This is a genomic window from Zobellia russellii, assembly GCF_018728565.1.
Classification (GTDB): domain Bacteria; phylum Bacteroidota; class Bacteroidia; order Flavobacteriales; family Flavobacteriaceae; genus Zobellia; species Zobellia russellii.
The window spans coordinates 430484-449857 of sequence record NZ_JACSOI010000002.1 but is presented as its reverse complement, the minus strand read 5'-3'; the positions used below and the strand labels follow the sequence as shown (position 1 = coordinate 449857).

19 protein-coding genes and 1 tRNA gene are annotated in these 19374 nt (G+C 39.4%); 11 read left to right on the top strand and 9 right to left on the bottom strand.

Annotated elements, in window-relative coordinates:
• The first annotated feature begins 23 nt into the window (after positions 1–23).
• The 9 genes from H9565_RS07460 (at position 24) to H9565_RS07420 (ending at position 6504) form a co-directional block, all read left to right on the top strand.
• Complete coding sequence (locus tag H9565_RS07460; RefSeq protein ID WP_215438583.1) at positions 24–776, top strand: cyclase family protein; 753 nt, start codon at positions 24–26, stop codon at positions 774–776.
• Positions 773–1123, top strand: a complete 351-nt coding sequence (locus H9565_RS07455) for a DUF4260 domain-containing protein (RefSeq protein ID WP_215438582.1) — start codon at positions 773–775, stop codon at positions 1121–1123. The genes H9565_RS07460 and H9565_RS07455 overlap by 4 nt, the downstream gene beginning before the upstream one ends.
• 2 nt (positions 1124–1125) lie before the next feature.
• Positions 1126–1749, top strand: coding sequence for a DUF4230 domain-containing protein (locus tag H9565_RS07450; protein WP_215438581.1), 624 nt, complete (start codon positions 1126–1128; stop codon positions 1747–1749).
• Positions 1750–1774: 25 nt separating this feature from the next.
• Entirely contained in the window at positions 1775–2173 is a 399-nt protein-coding gene (locus H9565_RS07445; protein ID WP_215438580.1) for a Dabb family protein, read from the top strand.
• A 5-nt stretch (positions 2174–2178) separates the two neighbouring features.
• On the top strand, positions 2179–2712 hold the full coding sequence (locus tag H9565_RS07440; RefSeq protein ID WP_215438579.1) for a GNAT family N-acetyltransferase: 534 nt from the start codon (positions 2179–2181) through the stop codon (positions 2710–2712).
• A 16-nt stretch (positions 2713–2728) separates the two neighbouring features.
• A complete protein-coding gene (locus tag H9565_RS07435) occupies positions 2729–3088 on the top strand; it encodes an MmcQ/YjbR family DNA-binding protein (protein ID WP_215438738.1) in 360 nt (119 codons plus the stop codon).
• A 39-nt stretch (positions 3089–3127) separates the two neighbouring features.
• Positions 3128–4900, top strand: a complete 1773-nt coding sequence (locus tag H9565_RS07430) for a MutS-related protein (protein WP_215438578.1) — start codon at positions 3128–3130, stop codon at positions 4898–4900.
• A 21-nt stretch (positions 4901–4921) separates the two neighbouring features.
• Positions 4922–5923, top strand: coding sequence for a metal-dependent hydrolase (locus H9565_RS07425; protein ID WP_215438577.1), 1002 nt, complete (start codon positions 4922–4924; stop codon positions 5921–5923).
• Between the two features lie 230 nt (positions 5924–6153).
• Positions 6154–6504 carry an Hpt domain-containing protein gene (locus H9565_RS07420; RefSeq protein ID WP_215438576.1) on the top strand — a complete coding sequence of 117 codons (351 nt, stop codon included), beginning with the start codon at positions 6154–6156 and terminating at the stop codon, positions 6502–6504.
• A gap of 1 nt (position 6505) precedes the next feature.
• On the opposite strand, the gene H9565_RS07415 is transcribed toward H9565_RS07420, so the two are convergent.
• From H9565_RS07415 to H9565_RS07405, 3 genes are all read right to left on the bottom strand, one after another.
• Positions 6506–7606, bottom strand: coding sequence for a DUF4407 domain-containing protein (locus H9565_RS07415; RefSeq protein WP_215438575.1), 1101 nt, complete (start codon positions 7604–7606; stop codon positions 6506–6508).
• Between the two features lie 126 nt (positions 7607–7732).
• On the bottom strand, positions 7733–9418 hold the full coding sequence (locus tag H9565_RS07410) for a M56 family metallopeptidase (RefSeq protein WP_215438574.1): 1686 nt from the start codon (positions 9416–9418) through the stop codon (positions 7733–7735).
• Between the two features lie 2 nt (positions 9419–9420).
• Positions 9421–9786 (bottom strand): BlaI/MecI/CopY family transcriptional regulator, encoded by a 366-nt coding sequence (locus tag H9565_RS07405; RefSeq protein WP_215438573.1) that lies wholly within the window; start codon positions 9784–9786, stop codon positions 9421–9423.
• Between the two features lie 272 nt (positions 9787–10058).
• On the opposite strand from H9565_RS07405, the gene H9565_RS07400 reads away from it, so the two are divergent.
• Complete coding sequence (locus H9565_RS07400) at positions 10059–10637, top strand: PhnA domain-containing protein (RefSeq protein WP_215438572.1); 579 nt, start codon at positions 10059–10061, stop codon at positions 10635–10637.
• 136 nt (positions 10638–10773) lie between these two features.
• Here the strand turns inward: H9565_RS07400 and H9565_RS07395 are convergent, their stop codons facing one another.
• Positions 10774–12162, bottom strand: coding sequence for a dipeptidase (locus H9565_RS07395; protein ID WP_215438571.1), 1389 nt, complete (start codon positions 12160–12162; stop codon positions 10774–10776).
• Positions 12163–12275: 113 nt separating this feature from the next.
• Between H9565_RS07395 and H9565_RS07390 the strand changes: the two genes are divergently transcribed.
• Positions 12276–12357, top strand: a tRNA-Leu gene (locus H9565_RS07390).
• 70 nt (positions 12358–12427) lie between these two features.
• On the opposite strand, the gene H9565_RS07385 is transcribed toward H9565_RS07390, so the two are convergent.
• The 5 genes from H9565_RS07385 to H9565_RS07365 form a co-directional block, all read right to left on the bottom strand.
• Positions 12428–12931: an SHOCT domain-containing protein gene (locus H9565_RS07385; protein WP_215438570.1), complete on the bottom strand. Its 504-nt coding sequence runs from the start codon at positions 12929–12931 to the stop codon at positions 12428–12430.
• A gap of 182 nt (positions 12932–13113) precedes the next feature.
• Positions 13114–14262, bottom strand: coding sequence for a PepSY-associated TM helix domain-containing protein (locus H9565_RS07380; protein WP_215438569.1), 1149 nt, complete (start codon positions 14260–14262; stop codon positions 13114–13116).
• A gap of 45 nt (positions 14263–14307) precedes the next feature.
• A complete protein-coding gene (locus H9565_RS07375) occupies positions 14308–16731 on the bottom strand; it encodes a TonB-dependent receptor (RefSeq protein WP_215438568.1) in 2424 nt (807 codons plus the stop codon).
• A gap of 158 nt (positions 16732–16889) precedes the next feature.
• Positions 16890–17978 carry an adenylate/guanylate cyclase domain-containing protein gene (locus H9565_RS07370; RefSeq protein WP_215438567.1) on the bottom strand — a complete coding sequence of 363 codons (1089 nt, stop codon included), beginning with the start codon at positions 17976–17978 and terminating at the stop codon, positions 16890–16892.
• A 41-nt stretch (positions 17979–18019) separates the two neighbouring features.
• Positions 18020–19363 carry a TolC family protein gene (locus H9565_RS07365; RefSeq protein WP_215438566.1) on the bottom strand — a complete coding sequence of 448 codons (1344 nt, stop codon included), beginning with the start codon at positions 19361–19363 and terminating at the stop codon, positions 18020–18022.
• Positions 19364–19374 lie beyond the last annotated feature (11 nt).

The following is a 19374-nucleotide window of genomic DNA, read 5'->3' as shown; positions in this document are numbered from 1 at the left end:
GTCCTAAAAACAGAATATTTTTTATGATTGCTACTATAAAACATAGAACAAGAAACTACCCCATAGACCTTACCAAACCCTTGGATATTTCAATAGCCATAAAGGGCGGCGAGCAAAATGTAAGTGCATGGTATGTGGCCCCGCCAACAATTGAGCCACACGAAGAAAAAGGGTATGTTGGTAAAGTGTCCGAAGGGGCTTCCATCAATTTTAATGATATTTCATTCAACCCGCATGCCCACGGCACACATACGGAATGTGTAGGTCATATTACAGAAGATTTTCATTCTATCAATAAAAACTTAAAACAATTTTTCTTTCTGGCGGAAGTCATTACCATTGCTCCGGAAATGGTAGATAACGACTTTGTGGTTTCAAAAAAGCAGCTTAAATATGCTTTGGGGAACAAAAAGAGAGAGGCCGTGGTTATACGTACCCTGCCTAATATGAAACAGAAAAAGTCCCGCCAATATTCACATTCAAACCCTCCTTACCTCACAGAAGAGGCTGCTAAGTTTCTTGTAGAAAAAGGTGTGGAGCATTTGTTGGTAGACTTACCTTCCGTAGATAAAGAAAAGGATGATGGAGCACTGGTAGCCCATAAAGCTTTCTGGAATTTTGGAGGAAAACTCAGAAAAAAAGCCACTATAACGGAGTTTATTTATGTTTCCAATTCTATTGAAGATGGCACGTATCTGTTAAATATTCAGGTGGCTCCTTTTGAAAATGATGCCAGCCCCAGTAGACCTGTACTTTATAGAATTATACAAAAATGACCAAGTGGATAAAGGTAGAGGAGTTGGGTATGTTCTTGTTTGGGATATACATGTTCAGTCTTTTGCCATATGTCTGGTGGTGGTTCGTAGTGTTGCTGTTAACTCCGGATTTTAGTATGTTGGGCTATCTTTTGGGGAATAAATGGGGTGCCGTTTTCTATAATATTTTTCATCACAAAGGAATTGCTCTTGCCATCTATATAATTGGGGTGTATCTTTCGGCACCCGTATTGCAATTGGTAGGGATTATCTTATTTTCGCATGCGGCAATGGACCGTGTTTTTGGGTATGGTCTAAAATATAATAAAGGTTTTAAGTTTACCCACTTGGGGCAAATAGGAAAATAAGAATGGATAATATTTTCGATACTTTTTTAGGTCTTATTCTAGGTGCTATTCTAATGTATTGGGTGTATTCTTATTTCAGGAAACAAAAAAGTAAAGAACTTACCAAACACCAATCTACAGTATTGGTAGAGAAAATACAAAGCGTTTGTAAGTTGGTTTCGGTAGAAGGCGATTTTGCAGAAATCTACAGGTACGAGAATATAAAGGAACGCTTTATGAGTTTGGTAAGCAGCAAGAAAAAGGCGCTGCTGGTCATCAATGCCAAGGCCCATATTGGTTATGATCTAAAAAAAGTAAGGATAAAGGCCGATGACGAGAATAAAAAAATTATCCTGACCCATTTTCCGGAGCCAGAGATTCTATCCATAGAGCCGGATATTCAGTTTTATGATATTCAGAGTGGTATGTTCAATTTCTTTTCTTCAGATGATTTAACCCTATTGAACAAAGAGGCCAAACAGCACATAAGAGAAAAGATTCCGCAGAGTGGACTGATGCAAACCGCCAGGAAAGAAGCTATTCAAGCTGTTTTATTAATTGAAAAAATAGTAGAGACCATTGGTTGGAAACTAGATTACACGGCTTTGGAGATTACGGAAAAACAAAAAGAAATGCTCGAAGATTAATTTACATATATTAAAAACAATAGACATGAGAACACTTACTATTTCAATATTATTTTTAACACTTGCCATTACCGCTAATGGCCAAACAAAGAATGACATGAGAGAATTTGACCCTAATTTTGCCCATACCGTATACTTTTGGTTTAAAAATCCGGATAGCAAAGAAGACCGAGCTACATTTGAGAAGTCGCTTCAGAAATTTTTGGATAATTCGGCCTATGCCAAAACCAGTTTTATAGGCGTTCCGCCAAAGGCTAGTAGAGATGTGGTAGATGGTTCGTTTACCTACTCGTTAATTGTAACTTTTGAATCTGCCGAAGCGCAGCAGAACTATCAGGACGAAGCTCCTCATAAGGTATTTATAGAGGAATCTAGCGCATTATGGGAAAAGGTAATCGTTTACGATTCTAAGGGAATACAGTAAGTTTTATGGTCGTTTATAGGTATGCCATGCTGGAAGATGCGTTGGCAATAGCCCAGTTACATACTAAAAGTTGGCAAGAGAATTACCGAGGAGTCTTTAGCGATAATTACTTGGATGAATTGGCTCTTTCCGATCGCCAAAAAGTATGGCGGGATAGACTTGGTACCCCAAGTTTGGACCAAAAGGTAATCATGGCGGAGAAAGACGGAGTTATGCTTGGTTTTGCGTGCGTATTTTTGAACCAAGACAACACCTATGGTGCCCTATTGGATAATTTGCATGTTTCAGCAGAGACCCAAGGCCTTGGTATTGGAAGACATTTAATGGCGCGCGTTGCAGATGAGGTAGAAAAAAGTACTTCTGATAAGGGCGTGTATTTGTGGGTGCTTGAGGGTAACAAATTGGCACAAGGGTTTTACGACTCTCGCGGAGGAAAACGATTGGAGACCGTAGAAGGGAACGATATTGGGGATACGCCTATCATGAAAGTAAGATACCATTGGTCGTCCTTGGAAAAACTGAAAGTACCCCAACAGTAAAGTACCTTAAGAAATGATGAACGTTGAAGTATTTCGGGAGTATTGCATTGCCAAGAAAGGAGTAACAGAGGAATTTCCGTTTGACGAGAAGACCCTGGTATTTAAGGTTATGGGTAAAATGTTCGCTCTTTGTGCTCTGGAAAGGCTTCCACCTCAAGTAAATCTAAAGTGTGATCCAGATAGGGCAATAATACTTCGGGAAGAGTTTGATGGTCATATCATACCCGGCTACCACATGAGCAAAGTTCATTGGAATACGCTTTTGTTGGATAACCTGTCTCCAAAACTAATCACGGAATTGGTAGACCATTCCTATGATTTGGTTATTTCCAAATTTACCAAAAAGCTCAAGGCGGAGTATGATGCTCTTTCTTAGAAAACGTCATCACTTATTTAAAAAATCCGTGTAGGATATATGCAGCAACTAGAATCTTTTTATAACGGTGAAATTGAAAAATACACAAAAGAGTTAGCGCAAATAAAGAAGCTGTTATTTGCTTCGAGCATGCTGCGTTTGGCCATATTTTGTATTGCCGGTTTTGGCGTTTATCTAACTTTAGGAGACGCGAAATGGGTTATGGCCGTAGTGTTGGTAACCATTGTACTTTTTCTTTTTTTGGTAACCAGACATGCCGGACTTCAGTACAAACGAGATAGGTTGTTGGCACTGCTGGATATTAACCGGACCGAATTAAAAGTATTGCACCGTGACTTTCATGACCTGCCCGAAGGCGATGAGTTTAAGGATCCACTTCATTATTTCAGTCAGGATATAGACCTGTTCGGTAGGGGTTCATTTTTTCAGTATGCCAACCGTACCGCTTTAAAACAAGGGGCGGAAACCTTTGCTGCTCTTTTCAAGGCTAACGAGATAGACGGAATTCCTAAGAAACAGGAAGCTATACAGGAACTCGCCAAAATGCCGGAATGGCGCCAAAACTTTTCGGCAACGGCTTCTTTGGCCAAAACCGAGGGTAAAACGGATGCTATTGTAAAATGGTTGGCGGGTTACGAAGCTTTTGTTCCAAAAATAATACGGTATGTGCCAATGGTGTTTTCCGTAGTTTCCGTGTTATTGTTCGCGCTTTATTTTTTTGATTTTGCTCCGGAATCGGTTTTAGTACTCTGGCTTGTCCTAGGTATGGGCATCACGGGAATCTATACTAAAAAAATCACCAAGCTTGGAGGAGATGCTTCCCAAGTACAGAGCAGTTTTCAACAGTACAACAAATTACTAACGTTGATCGAGGATACGGAATTTACTTCCGATTATCTAAAGCAGTTGAAGGGTAACGTGCTTCGGGATAAAGAAAAGACTTCTTTGATCATAGCACAGTTTTCCAAACAGCTCAATAGTCTGGACAAGAACAATAACATTATTTACCTCTTCTTTGGGAACGGTTTTTTTCTTCGCACCTTAACACACTGTTATGAGATTGAAAAATGGATCGGAAAGCATGGTGCTTTTGTAGAAAAATGGTTTGATACTATCGCAATCTTTGACGCGTATAACAGTCTGGGCAATTTTGGGTTCAATCATCCGCAGTACAATTATCCTACCGTTACTAAGGATGGAGTGGTTCTAAAGTCCACCGGGGCAGGACATCCATTGCTTAATCTGGAAAAGAGCGTCCTAAATGACTTTCAAATAGATCGGGAACAGTTCTTTATCGTTACCGGAGCTAACATGGCCGGGAAAAGTACTTTTTTACGTACCGTTTCATTACAGATTGTAATGGCCAATGTAGGGCTTCCGCTTTGTGCTAAAGAGGTGGTGTATTCTCCCATAAAATTGATTACCAGCATGCGTACTACGGATTCGTTAACGGATGACGAGTCTTACTTCTTTTCGGAATTAAAACGATTGAAATTCATTGTAGACGAAATTCAGGAGGATCGTTATTTTATTGTTTTGGATGAAATTTTGAAAGGAACCAATAGTACGGATAAGGCCGAGGGTAGCCGGAAATTCGTGGAGCGTTTGGTAGCTTCAAAGTCTACCGGAATTATTGCCACGCATGACTTAAGCCTTTGCGAGGTGGCCGATACATTGCCTCAGGTTGAGAACCATTATTTTGACGCTGAAATCATTAATGATGAACTTCATTTTGATTATAAGTTTAAGGACGGAATTTGTCAGAATATGAACGCTTCGTTCTTGTTGAAGAAAATGGAAATTGTAGAATAGCTAGTCAACTAACAATCAAAAATGGATTCGTTAACCCAGATAGTTTTAGGAGCCGCGGTAGGTGAAGCCGTTTTAGGTAAAAAGGTTGGGAACAAGGCTATGCTCTATGGGGCTATTGCCGGCACTATTCCAGATTTGGACGTCACGGCACGTTTTCTTTTTGATACGGTTACCGCAACCGAAATTCATAGGGGTTTTAGCCATTCCATTTTCTTTTCCTTACTGTTTGCGCCCCTATTTGGATGGCTTATCTCCAAGATGGAAAAGAAAAGCGAAGCTACTTTTAAAGATTGGTCTTGGTTAATGTTTTGGGGTATGTTTACACACCCTATATTGGACACCTTTACCACGTGGGGCACCCAGTTGTTCTGGCCCTTTAAAATCCGATTGGCATTTCAGAATATTTTTGTCATAGACCCATTGTACACGGTTCCGTTTATCATATTCTTGATAATGGCCATGCGGCAAAAAAGGACATCGCCCAAACGAAAAAGGTATAATAGGTTGGGGTTAACGGTAAGTACGGCCTATCTGTTGACTACCTTAATTTTAAAATGGGTTGCCTATAAAGAGTTTCTTTATAATTTGGAAATACAAAGCATATCTTATGAAGCCATAGATACCCGGCCTATGCCGTTCAATTCTCTTTTGTGGACGGCCAATGTAGACGCTGGTGATTCCTACTTGATAGGGTATTATTCTTTTTTTGATACTCAAGAAATTAAATTCACCTCTTATCCCAAGAACCATGAACTTCTTGGAGACTTAAAATCCGATGATAAAGTAGAACGACTTATTGCTATAACCAATGGTTGGTATACGATAACCGAGAAGGCCGGCAAATTATATTTTAATGACCTAAGGTTTGGGCTTGTTAGTATAGACCCTAAAGAGTCTAAGTTTGCTTTCAGCTATGAGCTTAAAAGAGATAGTGCCGGGTTAACTGTTCAAGAAATGCCCAAGTACCGCGCAGATGCCAAACGACTGTTAAGTGCGCTTTGGGAGCGTATATGGGGCAACTAGTTTTTTAGAGTGCTGTACCTGAGTGTAGATAGATTTTTTAAACTGTTCATTTACTGCGAAAATGATATCATTCGGCACTTTTTTCTAATCGTTAACATCTTTTTTTTAGGGAGTAACGTATTTTTTTGACGGTTTCACAACAAACAAGAAAATTGAGGTAGTATAATTCTTACCTTTAGTTTATCTTGAAGAAATGACGGATTGAAGAGTTTAAAAGAGAGATAGGTTTTATGGAGGATTTTGTGGGATATAGGGATGAAAGACCAAGTTTAAACTACGTGGAGAACCTCGTAGGTGCTCGTGATTTAGAATTTGAACGCAAATTCGTAACCCTTCTAAAATCCGAATTTTCATGGGACCTTGGTAAATATCTTTACCACATAAAATTAGATGAACCCAGAGCCGCTGCAGAAATAGTACACAAATTAAAATATAAGATAAGCGTACTGGGCATGGAAAAAACCTTTGCCTTTGCAGAAGAGCATAAGGAAAGGTTGCATGCGGGAGATGCAGCTTTGGATGAGGACTTTAAAAAAGTACTCAAAAAAATAAATGTCTTTTTAGAACTGCTGGATTACTAACCTATAATTGTTTCACCTGAAGGTCTCTAAAGGCATCTGCCTGTAATTTTAAAAGTTCCTCGGTTTTTTTCTTTTTGTACGCGTAAACTTCTTCTTCTCGTTTTATCTCATTGTAGATTTTCTCGTTCAGAGCCGTGTCTGCTAAAAGTATTTGTTCTCGTTGTTGTATTTTTTGACGTGCCCATGTATGAACCATACTTTCTTCTTCCTCCAATTTTACATCGTAAGTTCCTTTTGTGGATAACAGTTTGGCAATAATAGGGGAGGTTTCAATAGCAAGAAATAATAAAAATATAAAGAAAGAGGGCCACCACGGCAGCTCATTAAGAGCATTGATCCGGGCCATGAGTCCATCAAAACCATCTATTACAGGTTGGGAATTTTTAACCACATCTGCATATTCTGCATTTAAAGCTGAAATTTCGTTCTCTATTCCCGTTATCTTTTGGGCATTGGTTTCTTTTAGAGCATTCAACTCCGCCAAAGCGGCATCGTGTTTTTCACGTTTCTCTTCATAAACTGGGCCTTTGCCCAATTTTAATGTTCCGGAAGTCCCTTCTGCTTCGGTTATATAGGTGTTGTACAAAGCATCCGTTTCAGCTATTTTGGTTAAAATTTCGTCCTTTAATTGAGTAATATCAGCATTTAGTTTTTCAATGGTTGGGGTGTACTGTAAAGCTAGCTGATTTTTATTGGCCAGTGTCATCTCATTTTTTTGTTCCAATAACACTTGATTGATTTCCTTTTCAAAAATTTTCATTTCCAACGGCTTTGAAATAACTACGGCAATGATAATTGCCAGTAGCAGGCGCGGTGCTGCTTGCAAAAGTTCGTTGTCAAAACTATCCCGTTTTTTAATGGTGGAGACAATAAAGCGATCTAGGTTAAAAATCAAGAGTCCCCAAATGAGACCAAAGAAAACAGCCGTGTATACATTGTCAAAAACAGTATAGAGAGCATAACTACTGGCAATAAAGGCCATGAGTGCGGTAAAGAATACAGTAGCACCAATACCGGCATATTTGTTCTGTTCGCCTTTAGAACAGGTTTTTAGAATGGAGGTGTCTGCCCCCGAGCAGAGGATAAAAAATTGCTGTACCATGATGTCCGATTTTTTTTGATGATACCCATTGCTGGGCAGATTGATGATGAATTAGACGTAAGTTACGTTTTTTGTTACAAAAAAAGCCTTCTGTTTAGAAGGCTTTAAGACACAAATGGGTTACGGTCAGTTGTTAATTATAATTGGCTTAACGGATAATTTTACCTTGGGTGGTTGATTGTTGCTTGTGCGTGTGTCTATATTTATGCTTTTGTTTTTCTTTAGTAATTGAATGGCCTTTTTAGAACTTATTTCCTTTTCGTCCAAATAGAATACGGCATCTTTCGTGGCCATTTCCTTAACATGCTCCAGAGGCGTTTTTGGTTTTGGTGGACTTTCAGGTCTTATAATGTGAATTCTGTGTTCAAATTTCTCCTCATTAAAAGTAAGGTCTGTAAGCTCTGAAATATGTACATCTTCGAAAGCAACTATTTCTTCCAGGGCTTTTTCAACGGCATGTTCCACAAGTTTCTCAATTTCAATTTTTGCTTCAGGAGGGGTAGGTGGAGTTGGGGGTTCCGGCGGCTCGGGTAAATTTGGAAAAGGCTGGGCGCTGGAGCGTTGTTTTGTGCTCATTTGGGCATAGAGGTAAGCCATACGGTCTAATTCTGTCTTTTGGATACGAATGCCTTTGCCCTTGGCTAACATTTTATTGTACTTTTTGGCCAATCCATTATATTCAGAAATCTCTTCTGCACAAGCTCCTTTTTTATCGCTTTTGTTTTCAGGGCATTCAGGAAATGGCTGTGCTTCGGTTTGCTGTTTTTTGGACATTTTACCATAAATAAGCTCCAAAGTCTTTATATCTTCTAGGGATATATTTCTCTTTTCCCTTGGAATAGCATTGTACTTTTTGGCCAGTGCGTTATAACGGGCCACTTCCTGCTCAGTGGCTTCGCTTTGATAGGCTTGTACGGCAGAGGTTTCTTTAGGTACGGTAATCTGTTCGCTAAAGCTGAATAGGAGAATGGTAATCAAAGGCAGAACGGCGACACTTCTTAAGACCACCGATTCTTTTGAGGTTGTTTTTTTCATGACTGTAAAACGTTTTTTGATTGATGAATAATTGATGGCGTTAGCCAGACTCGACTGATAATCTTTACCGTTTGTTGATGAGGCAAACGCTAAAAGTATATTTTGATATTTAGGGGTTGGAGTACCTTGGTTAATAACTGCCTGATCGGCAAGAAATTCATGATTTAGTTTGATCCAGTTTTTTATGATGTATACCAGTGGGTTAAACCAAAAGATAATTTGCAATAGTTCTATAAATAGAATGTCCAAACTGTGCTTTTGTTGGGCATGCGCAGCCTCATGCAGCAGTACTTCTTGGGGAATTTCCCTTGCTTCAAATTCTTGTTTGTTCAGGAAAATGTAATTGAAAAAGGTATGGGGTACAGTAATATCACTAAGCAAAACATTAATAAAAGATTGCATCCGTAATTTTGGATTGTTGCGGATGTTAATTAGGATATGTCCTAAATTTTTAAAAAACCGAAAGGAAAAAAGTAGCACCCCTAGCAAGTATATGAATAGTAAGAGGGTGGTGGCATCCAAACTAACGGACTCTTCTTCGCTTGTAGGCATTGCCATTTGGTTTGATGCCGTTGTAACGTGGTCTATTTCATGGGCCAAAGAAGGAACTTCTACATACTCCATAAACGTTATTGATGGAATTACAATGGACAGTACTAAGGCCAGAAGAAGATATATGCGTTTAAAACCGTGCATACGCTCATTCTCTAAAACTAACTTATAGAAAGCCATAAATAGGGCCAAGCAAGCGGTAGATTTTAGTAGGAAGAGAACCATGGTTATCGCTTTTTAATTTCGTTGTCTATGAGATTTCTTAAATCTTCAAGCTCCTCTCTGCTCAAGTCCGTTTCTCTGGTAAAGAAAGAAGCAAATTGCCCCGGACTATCATTAAAAAAGTTTTTAATGAGTCCGTTTACGTGTTTGGAGAAGTAGTCTTTTTTTCTGACCAATGGATAGTATTCACGGGATCGCCCTAAACTTTTGTATGCCACAAAACCCTTGTCCGTCATTCTTTTTAAAAGGGTTGCTACAGTTGTAGTAGCGGGTTTTGGCTCAGGGTATGCATCCAATAGGTCTTTCATGAAAGCTTTCTTTTGCTTCCATAAAATATTCATAAGTTCTTCTTCTGTTTTGGATAATTGCATAATACTCTGCATTTGTATTCTACAAACATAGAGCATAAAGTTTTATTCTACAAACGTAGAGTTGTTAATTGTTAGTTAATGTAATTTTGAACATGCGTTAGGGATAGTAATGCAAAGCCCGCATTAGCTTTTTTGCTAAGCGTACTTGTAATGTATAGCCCGGCCCGCTTTTTAGCGGGAACGTCCTTCTTGGGATTTAAGGGATAAAAAGGGCAGTACTGTGGGACGTATTAGGGTTGAAAACTTTACATTTGGCCCCATATTTAAACGTTATGAGTGTACTTGAAGAATTAAAGGGTAGAAGTGGCAATACCTGTGAACTATGTGGTGCCACCAATGAGCTTAGTGTGTACGAAGTGCCACCTGTTTCTACGGGTGGGATTGATGGTAGCCTACTGGCGTGTGCTACGTGTGTTGGCCAGATTGAAAATCCTGATACTACGGATGCCAACCATTGGCGCTGTTTGAACGATAGCATGTGGAGCGAGTACGATGCTGTAAAGGTAGTGGCCTGGCGTATGCTTTCCCGTTTAAAAGCGGAGGGTTGGCCTAAAGACTTGTTGGATATGATGTATCTTGAAGACGCAACTTTGGAATGGGCGAAAGCTACCGGAGAAGGTTTGTCCGAAGCCGAAAAAATCATTCACCGGGATGTGAACGGGGTTATCTTGGAGAACGGTGATAATGTTGTGCTCGTGAAGGACCTTAAGGTAAAAGGTTCTAGTATGGTGGCCAAGCAAGGAACACCGGTACGGAGGATTTCCTTAGATCGTGAAAATGCCGAATATATTGAAGGTAAGGTTGATGGTCAACAAATTGTGATTATTACCAAATACGTAAAGAAAACATAGAAAATAAGGGAATCGGTTTTGTGCCGATTCCCTTTTAATTTTACTCGATAATCGAGATTTAAAATGCTCCGACGCTAGCGTTGAAATCTAAGTTAAATTTCCCTTTTAATGTCTTATGGGCTTGCCCTGAGGTCGTTTACTTATTCATTTGGGTAAAGTGATGATAGAAATAAGGTATGGTCTCTATGCCTTTTAGATAGTTCCAAACTCCAAAATGTTCATTGGGCGAATGAATGGCATCGCTATCCAACCCAAAGCCCATAAGAATGGTCTTACTGTTCAGTTCTTTTTCGAACAATGCTACAATAGGAATACTACCACCACTGCGCTGTGGAATGGGCTTTTTGCCAAAAGTGGTTTCATAGGCTTTGGAAGCCGCTTGATAGCCAATTGTGTCAATTGGGGTAACATACCCTTGTCCGCCATGGTGCGGTTTTACTTTTACCGTAACCCCTTTTGGGACAATGCTTTCAAAATGGGTTTTGAACAATTGGGTGATTTCCTGCCAATCTTGGTTGGGGACCAAACGCATGGATATTTTGGCGTAGGCCTTACTGGCTATGACCGTTTTTGCACCTTCACCGGTATAACCGCCCCAAATGCCGTTTACATCTAGCGTGGGTCGTATGCTGTTTCGTTCGTTGGTACTATAGCCATTTTCACCGTCTACGGAAGTGATATCCAATGCTTTTTCATAGGCTTCTAAACTGAACGGAGCCGTGGCCATTTCTGCGCGTTCTTCTAACGATAAGTTTTCCACCTTATCATAAAAACCGGGAATGGTAATATGGTTGTTCTCATCATGGAGCGAAGCGATCATTTTGGTAAGCGCGTTAATAGGATTGGCAACGGCACCACCGTACAGCCCGGAATGCAAGTCTCTGTTAGGTCCGGTAACCTCTACCTCTACATAACTTAGTCCGCGTAATCCTGTGGTAATGGAAGGAACGTCGTTTGCGATCATTCCGGTATCGGAAATCAATATAATGTCATTGGCAAGCTTTTCACGATTGTTGGCTACAAAAACCGCTAAGTTGTTACTGCCCACTTCTTCCTCTCCCTCGATCATAAATTTCACATTGCAGGGCAGTTGGTCGGTTTTCACCATAAATTCCAATGCCTTAACGTGCATATACATCTGGCCTTTATCATCACAGGCGCCACGGGCGAAAATAGCGCCTTCTGGGTGTAGTTCCGTTTCCTTGATTATGGGTTCGAATGGAGGCGAGTTCCAAAGGTCTATTGGGTCCGGCGGTTGCACATCATAATGGCCATAGACAAGAACCGTTGGAAGGTTGGGGTCTATTATTTTTTCGCCATAGACGATGGGATAACCATCCGTCTCGCATATTTCTACCGTATCGCACCCGGCATTTTCCAGTGCGGTTTTTACTGCTTCCGAGGTGTCAAAAACATCTTGGGAGAAGGCGGAGTCCGCGCTTACTGACGGAATACGAAGGAGTTGTATAAGTTCATCTAAGAACCTTTGCTTATGATTTGAAATGTATTCTTGTACGTTTTGCATGTAGCAAATTTAGAGTGTAAATTAAAAATACGAAAAAGAACGTTTTTAAGTGGTGGAAAATTTAGAGAATTAAAATTTTGCATTATATTTGCATCCCAATTTGATTGGGAGATGCAGGCGTGGTGGAATTGGTAGACACGCTAGACTTAGGATCTAGTGCCGCAAGGTGTGAGAGTTCGAGTCTCTCCGCCTGTACAAGTACAAAACCTCAACTATCTATACATTAGAATGTTGAGGTTTTTTTGTATAGTAATATTTCTTAACCTTATTGTTCGGACGCTAGGATTTTTTGTTTTTCTGCTTCGTATTCATCCTTATTTATTACACCATCGTCATAAAGGTCTTTTAGTTTTTTAAGTTTATCATACTTGTCAGACTCATTTATTACTACAGGAGAAGTAGATGATGTTTGAGTACATGGTGTAACCTCACATGTTCTGATTGCGTTTATAATATCTATATGTATTAAGCCAAGCCCTTTTTTGGCAACAATATTAACTCCTGTTCTTTTCTTTCCGCTATATTTTTCTATACCTATTATCTTAAAAAGACTATTAGCTAAATGCCTACCACCTCTTTTATCGTCACCTGAAACCAATGGCATAGTTACGTAATTAAAAGTGCCATCCGTATCAGAACCTACGTTAAGTGTGATTTTATCTTTTAACTTGTAGGTTACGCCATTATCTGCTTTATAGACTCCTATTTGCTTTTTTTGTGCGTTTACGGAAACTATGATTAGTAAAAAAATAAATGCTAAATTCCTCATTGTTAAATAGTTTGGGTTGCAGAAGCAATATTACAAATAATCCAATGTAAAAACTTACAGAATTGCGTAAATAACAAAAGTCTGTTGTCCAATAAAAAGTAGATTATAGTGAGAAAATCAGATGGACATTGTCATAGGTAAATTCTCATAAATTTTTTCTGAGCTTTCAGACTTATCTAAACCTAGCTTTGTGCCGATGCCACTCTAAGTTTTTTAGTTTTCTTGTACGTACGTCCATACCACAATAGTACACCGGTAACTGGTAAACTGGCGGTGAGAAGTCCAACGATAAATACAATAATTTTGCCCACAATGCCTCCAATGGCGCCAATGTGAATATCATAGTTCATCCGGAGAATTTTATCCGAAACGTCCGCATTGCTGTATTTCCCATAAATACTAGGGGTTTCAATCTCTTCTAACGTATTCTGGTCAAAGAACCGAAAATCGGAATCATAAAAAAGACCATCACTGTTGGATACTTCTATATATACACTGGATTTTTCGGAATCCGGATAATGTAATTCAAAGCTTTTGGCTTCAGGAGATTCTTTTTGGAGCTTTACGATTAGCCTGTCTATTGGTAGTACATCGGTATTGGCGGCAAGGGCTTCGCTATTATTTTCGGGAATGATAAAACGGGCTTCTTTTTCGCCTCCTATCATTTTGTACATTCCGTATTGGAGCCAACCGTAAGAAAGAATGGAGCCGGTCAAGGCCAGGACAAAAGCTAAGGAACAGATATAGAATCCAATAATGGAATGTAGGTCAAAGTTCTTGCGCTTCCATCGTGTGGTTTCTTTCCAGTCAAACTTTAGCCTTTGTTTTAGGTTTTTACGCTTTTTGGGTATCCATAAAATTACTCCGGAAATAATGATGAGCATAAAAAGTAGAATAGAAATCCCAACCACTTGTTCGCCAATAGCCTTGGGTAGCCACAAGCGCATATGTCCTTTTAGAATAAAGGCAAAAAATCCTGTAAGATGGTTGTCCACCTGAATAAGTTCTCCCGTGTACGGATTTAGAAAAACACTTTGGTAAAATTCGGGTTCTGCATCGTAAAAAATAACCTCAATGGCATCATCTTTTTGTCCAAAGACAGTACCATGTACATGGTTGTCCGGAAAAATTTCCTTGGCCAATGCCCTTGCTTTTGTAGGAGTTAGCATTGCGGCCTCTTGGGGCGTAACCTTTTTATATCCGTCATACAGACTTTCAATCTCTTCCCTAAAGGTCCAACAACATCCGGTTACGGCAACAATAAAAATCACCAGACCCGTAGCCAGACCAATAACTTTGTGAAGTGTAAGAATTGAATTTCTATATTTCATAATGCTGTTTATATAAATAGATTATTACCCGTTGCTCGCCAAATATTAAAAAGTATAAGTGAAATTGGCATAAAGCGCCCTTGGAGTTTGTGGTGTAATGGTGGTCCACCCCTTATAATATTCTTTGTTGAATACGTTGTTCAATTTCAGACCAATGCGATATTTGTCTGCTTGATAGAAGACAGAAGCATTCGCAATGGTATAACTTGGTAATATGAACTCTCCTGTTGATGCGTAGTTAATGGCAAAACGTTCACTGGCACCATTAAACCCAAACCCAAGTCCGAACCCTTCTAGAGAACCGTCCTGGAATTCATAATTAGCCCATAAATTGTATGTGGTTTCCGGCCCTGCTTCCAAAGGTCTTCGGTTTAATATTTCAGCATTGTCGGATACTGTGGTCTCACTATCGTTATTGCTGTAACCGGCCCTAATATTTAAGCCATTAATAGGGTTGGCGTTAACTTCTATCTCAAATCCTTTGCTTTCAACTTCTCCTCCTTGGATTTTATTAAATGGCGAGGCTGGATCCGTAATTACCCTGTCTTTTACGTTTATGTCATAATAACTAATTGTAGCGTTGAGACGGTTGTTGAAAAGGTTGGTCTTTATGCCGAATTCTAGCTGATTGGCTTGCTCGGGGTCAAAGGTTTTTAAGGTTTGTGGGCCTGCATTTACATCGCCAACTAAAGCAGGCGCAACATTAGTAAAGCCGTTTTGGTAATTGGCAAAGACCGATAATTTGTCCTGGATCGGTTGGTACAACAAGCCAAATTTAGGAGAGAAAGCCGTTTGGTCAAAATCATCTTCCAATGTGGCCAAATCACCTTCATTATCAAAAACATCCAAACGCAAACCTACCATAGCCGATAACGAAGGGGTGATGTTCAATACATCTGCGGCGTAAGCGCTGTAGATGTGCGATTTGGATTTTATATTACTTACACCCTGTGAAGCAAGTGCGGCATCTACCCCGGCCGTGGACAAAGGGAAGAGGTCTTCTTCTACCTCTGGCGTAAACGGATTGTCTCCGTTTGAGCCACCTTCGGGAGTGATATTGCCATAGAAAGCATACCCTGTACTATTGTCCGTTTGGGTAGAGTTGTAGTAATCAATACCAAAAACAAGTTTATTCTGCATACCGGCCAGTTTAAAGTTTCCGATAAAATTTTGCTGAATATCCGTAGTTTGGGTATTTGCATTTTGCTTGCTTATGTACCGGGTAAAAGTGTCGTTGCCCAGCACACCAAAATCGAATAAATAAGAATAGTAACCACGGGTTGAAGTAGAACTTTTGGAAAGAATGGTCTGCGATTGCCAAGAATCCGATAGTTTATAATCCATTTCTATACGGTAGTTCTGGGTGGGATTTTCCAGAGAAAGGTCGTTGCTTGTAAAGGACAATTTATTGTTGTACCCTAGTTCTTCTAGATTGGCCGATTCTGTTGGAGCGCTCCGGTTTAGGAACAAAAACATGGGGTTGGTTTGTTCTGCCTGTGAAATTTCTCCGTAGAATGAAAATGATAGTTTATTATTTACGCGATAGGAGAGGGATGGAGCCACAAAGAAAGACTTTCTAAATCCGGCGTCCTGAAAACTTTGTTCCGTGGCATAGGAGGTATTCAATCTAAAATAAATATTGTTGGCCTTATCTAGCGGGGTGTTGAAATCACCACTAATTTGATTAAAGCCATAGGTGCCCGAGGTAAAGGACAATTCGCCGCCCGTACCTACATACGGTTTTTTGGTAACAACATTTATTAGACCGCCATAGGAAGTTACGGCATTACCGAAAAGCGTTGCCGATGGGCCTTTTATAACTTCTATACGCTCAATGTTGGCGGCATTGATGGTTCCGTTGGTAAGACCTGGCAATCCATTTACCAACTGGGGTTGCACAGAAAATCCGCGAAGCGAATAATAACCGGCACCGTCACCACCACGGCCTGTGGAAGTCCATAGTTTTTCAACACCTACGGCACTCTTTAGGGCATCTTCAAAGGTTGTAGTAACTTGGGATTTTAATAAATCTGTAGTTATGGTGCTATACACCTGTGTATTTTCTAGGTCTTTAAGAGGCAGTTTGGCCACGTAGGCCGTTTCTTTTCTAGAAAACTTGTTGCGCCTTTCTCCTTTTACGACCACTTCACTTAATATTTCATTTCCCTCATAGAGCGTAATGCTTCCTAGGTCTTTGGTTTCGTTTGCAATAACGGTTAGAGTCAATTCTTTGGTCTTAAAACCAAGGTAGGATATGGTCAATATATGCTCTCCGGTGCTGATGTCTTGAATTTCAAAACTGCCGTCTTCATTGGTATACGCTCCCACGTTGCTGTTCTTGATTGATACGTTCACCCCCATAAGAGGGGTTTGGGAGTTATCTGTAATGATTCCTTCAATTTTACCGACTTGAGCGAACGATGAGGTTAAGGAGGAAAAAACAAGAATTACCGTAAGTAGTTGTCTCATGCTTATTTAGACTAAATATGAATAATTGATTTCGGCAAAAGTAATTTTTTGCGTAAAACCTACAAAAATTATTTAGATTTAATTTAAATAAAGGGTTTCTTGAGTGGAAAATTATAATTGATACAGCGGTGCAGGTACAACTAAATGTTGATAGATATTTACATTGCAAAAGTATGAGTATAGCTTGAGTCTTGCCGATGGGAAAGTTTATAGACTTTTTCCAGTGTACGCCTTCCGTTTAGCATATAGTCACCCACATAATCCAGATGATGTTTGTTTTCATTTAGTAATATATTGAAATCAGATGAGAAAAGTACATCCTCTTCAATTTCCTTACATAGCTGACATAACCTTGCTCCTGTATTCAGAACGGTACCGTGAAAGGCAATGTCTCTTTTGTAATCGCCAACTTCGGCAATGGCAACGCAGCCATAGCTAACACCAACCTTAAATTTGGGGACAATTCCGTAATTTCTTAAGAAACTGTCCTGAGCATTGAGCAGCGAATTATGAAAATCCAAATACAGATCAATGCATTTTTGAGCAGCATTGGGGTCAGAGATTCTCCACGTAAGAACAGCCTCATCGCCCACATATTGATAGACTTCGGCATTATAATTCTCGATATGGCTAGTCAGTTTTACAAAACACTCCTGAATAAGCCTGCTGTACTTTAAATGTCCAATTTCTTCTGCTATAGTGGTTGACTTGTTAAGGTCTAAAAACATAAAAATGCGTTTGTCTTCCTTGGGTTTGAAATACGTACCCATTATGATATCATACAGATTGGTAGATCCAAATTTTCTAGACACCTGAAAGTATACACTAAAATGAAAACTTACTACAAAGAAGTATATCGTATGGACTAAGTTAAGGGATGTGGTCAAGTAACTATAATGTTTATTTACAGCTTCATTAGGACTTAAGGGCAGTAGTTCTCTTATGAAATAGGAACTGCCCAAATGAAGTATAAAGATGACCGTGAGCTGTAAAACGGTTTTAAATAGTACAACGATGGCAAATGGATAGTCACGAATCATTGTCCGCATGAACAAAACTTCACTTATGCCAATGGTTAAGCAATACAAAGTTGTGATAGGAACAATTACCGAAAAAGTGTACTCTAGATACGGTAGCCAATCTCCTTTTTCAAAAACCTTGATGTTAAGAACAACATCAAATGCTATGATAGCAAAAAGCCACATCAGAGCTAGTGTTAATACCCTGATGATCTGTTTTTTCTTCATATGGTTAGTTAGGCAATGACCTGATTAAAATGCAAATCTTTTTATTCTTTTAAACTCTCTAAAGTTGGAACTACCAATTGATCCGTTCTGTACAAATAGGTGATTTCTTTATTTTCATAATTTGTATAGGCGTCTATCAATGTAGATTGGGCATTCTGCGCCATGGCTTGTGCATCTAATAAATCGGTTAAATTACTTAAGCCATTATCATAATTGTCTCTGTTCACTTTTAAGTTTTCTTCTGCCAATTGCTTGTTTTCCAATGCATATTGAATTTGTTCGTGTGCATTCAATAAATCATACCAGCTTTGGGTAATAGCCACTTTTAATTGGTCTATACCATCCATTCGGTTGTTCTGGGCTATTTCCTCTTGTATTCTTTCTTGCTTAAGTCTTTGCTTACCGCCACCCCACCAATCTGAAATGGGGATACTTAAAGAACCAAAGGCAAAGCCGGTAAACTGGCTATCCAAATCATCATCAAAAGCACCAAATTCAACGGCACTCACTCCTACCGCCAAAGAAGGTAACATATCTGCTTTTGCCATTTTAGTCTGCAGGCTACTTGCCGTTATAGACTTTTCAAGCAGTTCATAATTACTGTTACCAGTTAGATCCATATCTGGCTCGGTATACATAAAATCAGGAACCATCGTTTGATCAAAATCTGCAGCGACTTTCATGTTTGGTGAATATGCCACGCCTACATAAAGAGAAAAATCCAGCAATGCCAGTTTGCGCATATTCTCCAATCTACTTTTATTTAAAAGCAATTCGCTACGGTTGACCTTTACCTGTAGCAATTGGTTTTTGGCAATAAGACCCGCTTCCAATAGGTCCTGCTGTTGCTTTAAAAGTTCATCTAGATAAATTTCATTGGTCTCTACCACTTTTTGTTGCTCTTGTATTTGAACCAATTGCCAAAACTTATTTTCGGTTACCAACAAAACACTATCTACCGCTTGTTCTGCCCTAATTTGAGAAGTCTCCAGTTGTATATCTGCCAATGCATTGGAATTTCTAATTTTTCCGCCGGCATAAATTACTTCGGTTGCCGTTGCACTGGCATTATATAAGTTATCTATACCATTGGGAAGAAAACCGTCTATAGGACCAATAAGATCATTAGGTGCATATAGCCCAAGTGCACTAGCCTCTACATTAGGAAAATAGTTTGCTACCATTTCACGTTTAAAGGCTTCTGACTTCTCTATGGTCAGCAAACCGTTCTTAATGGCATTACTATGCTTTAAAGCAGCTTCTTTACTTTCTTCCAATGAAATTTGTTGGGCAAATACATTCCCTAAAATAGCTACGGAACAAAATATCGTTAAAAAGCTACGTGATTTACCAAACTTGGATAAATAAGTATTTATGTGTTTCATTACTTAAATTC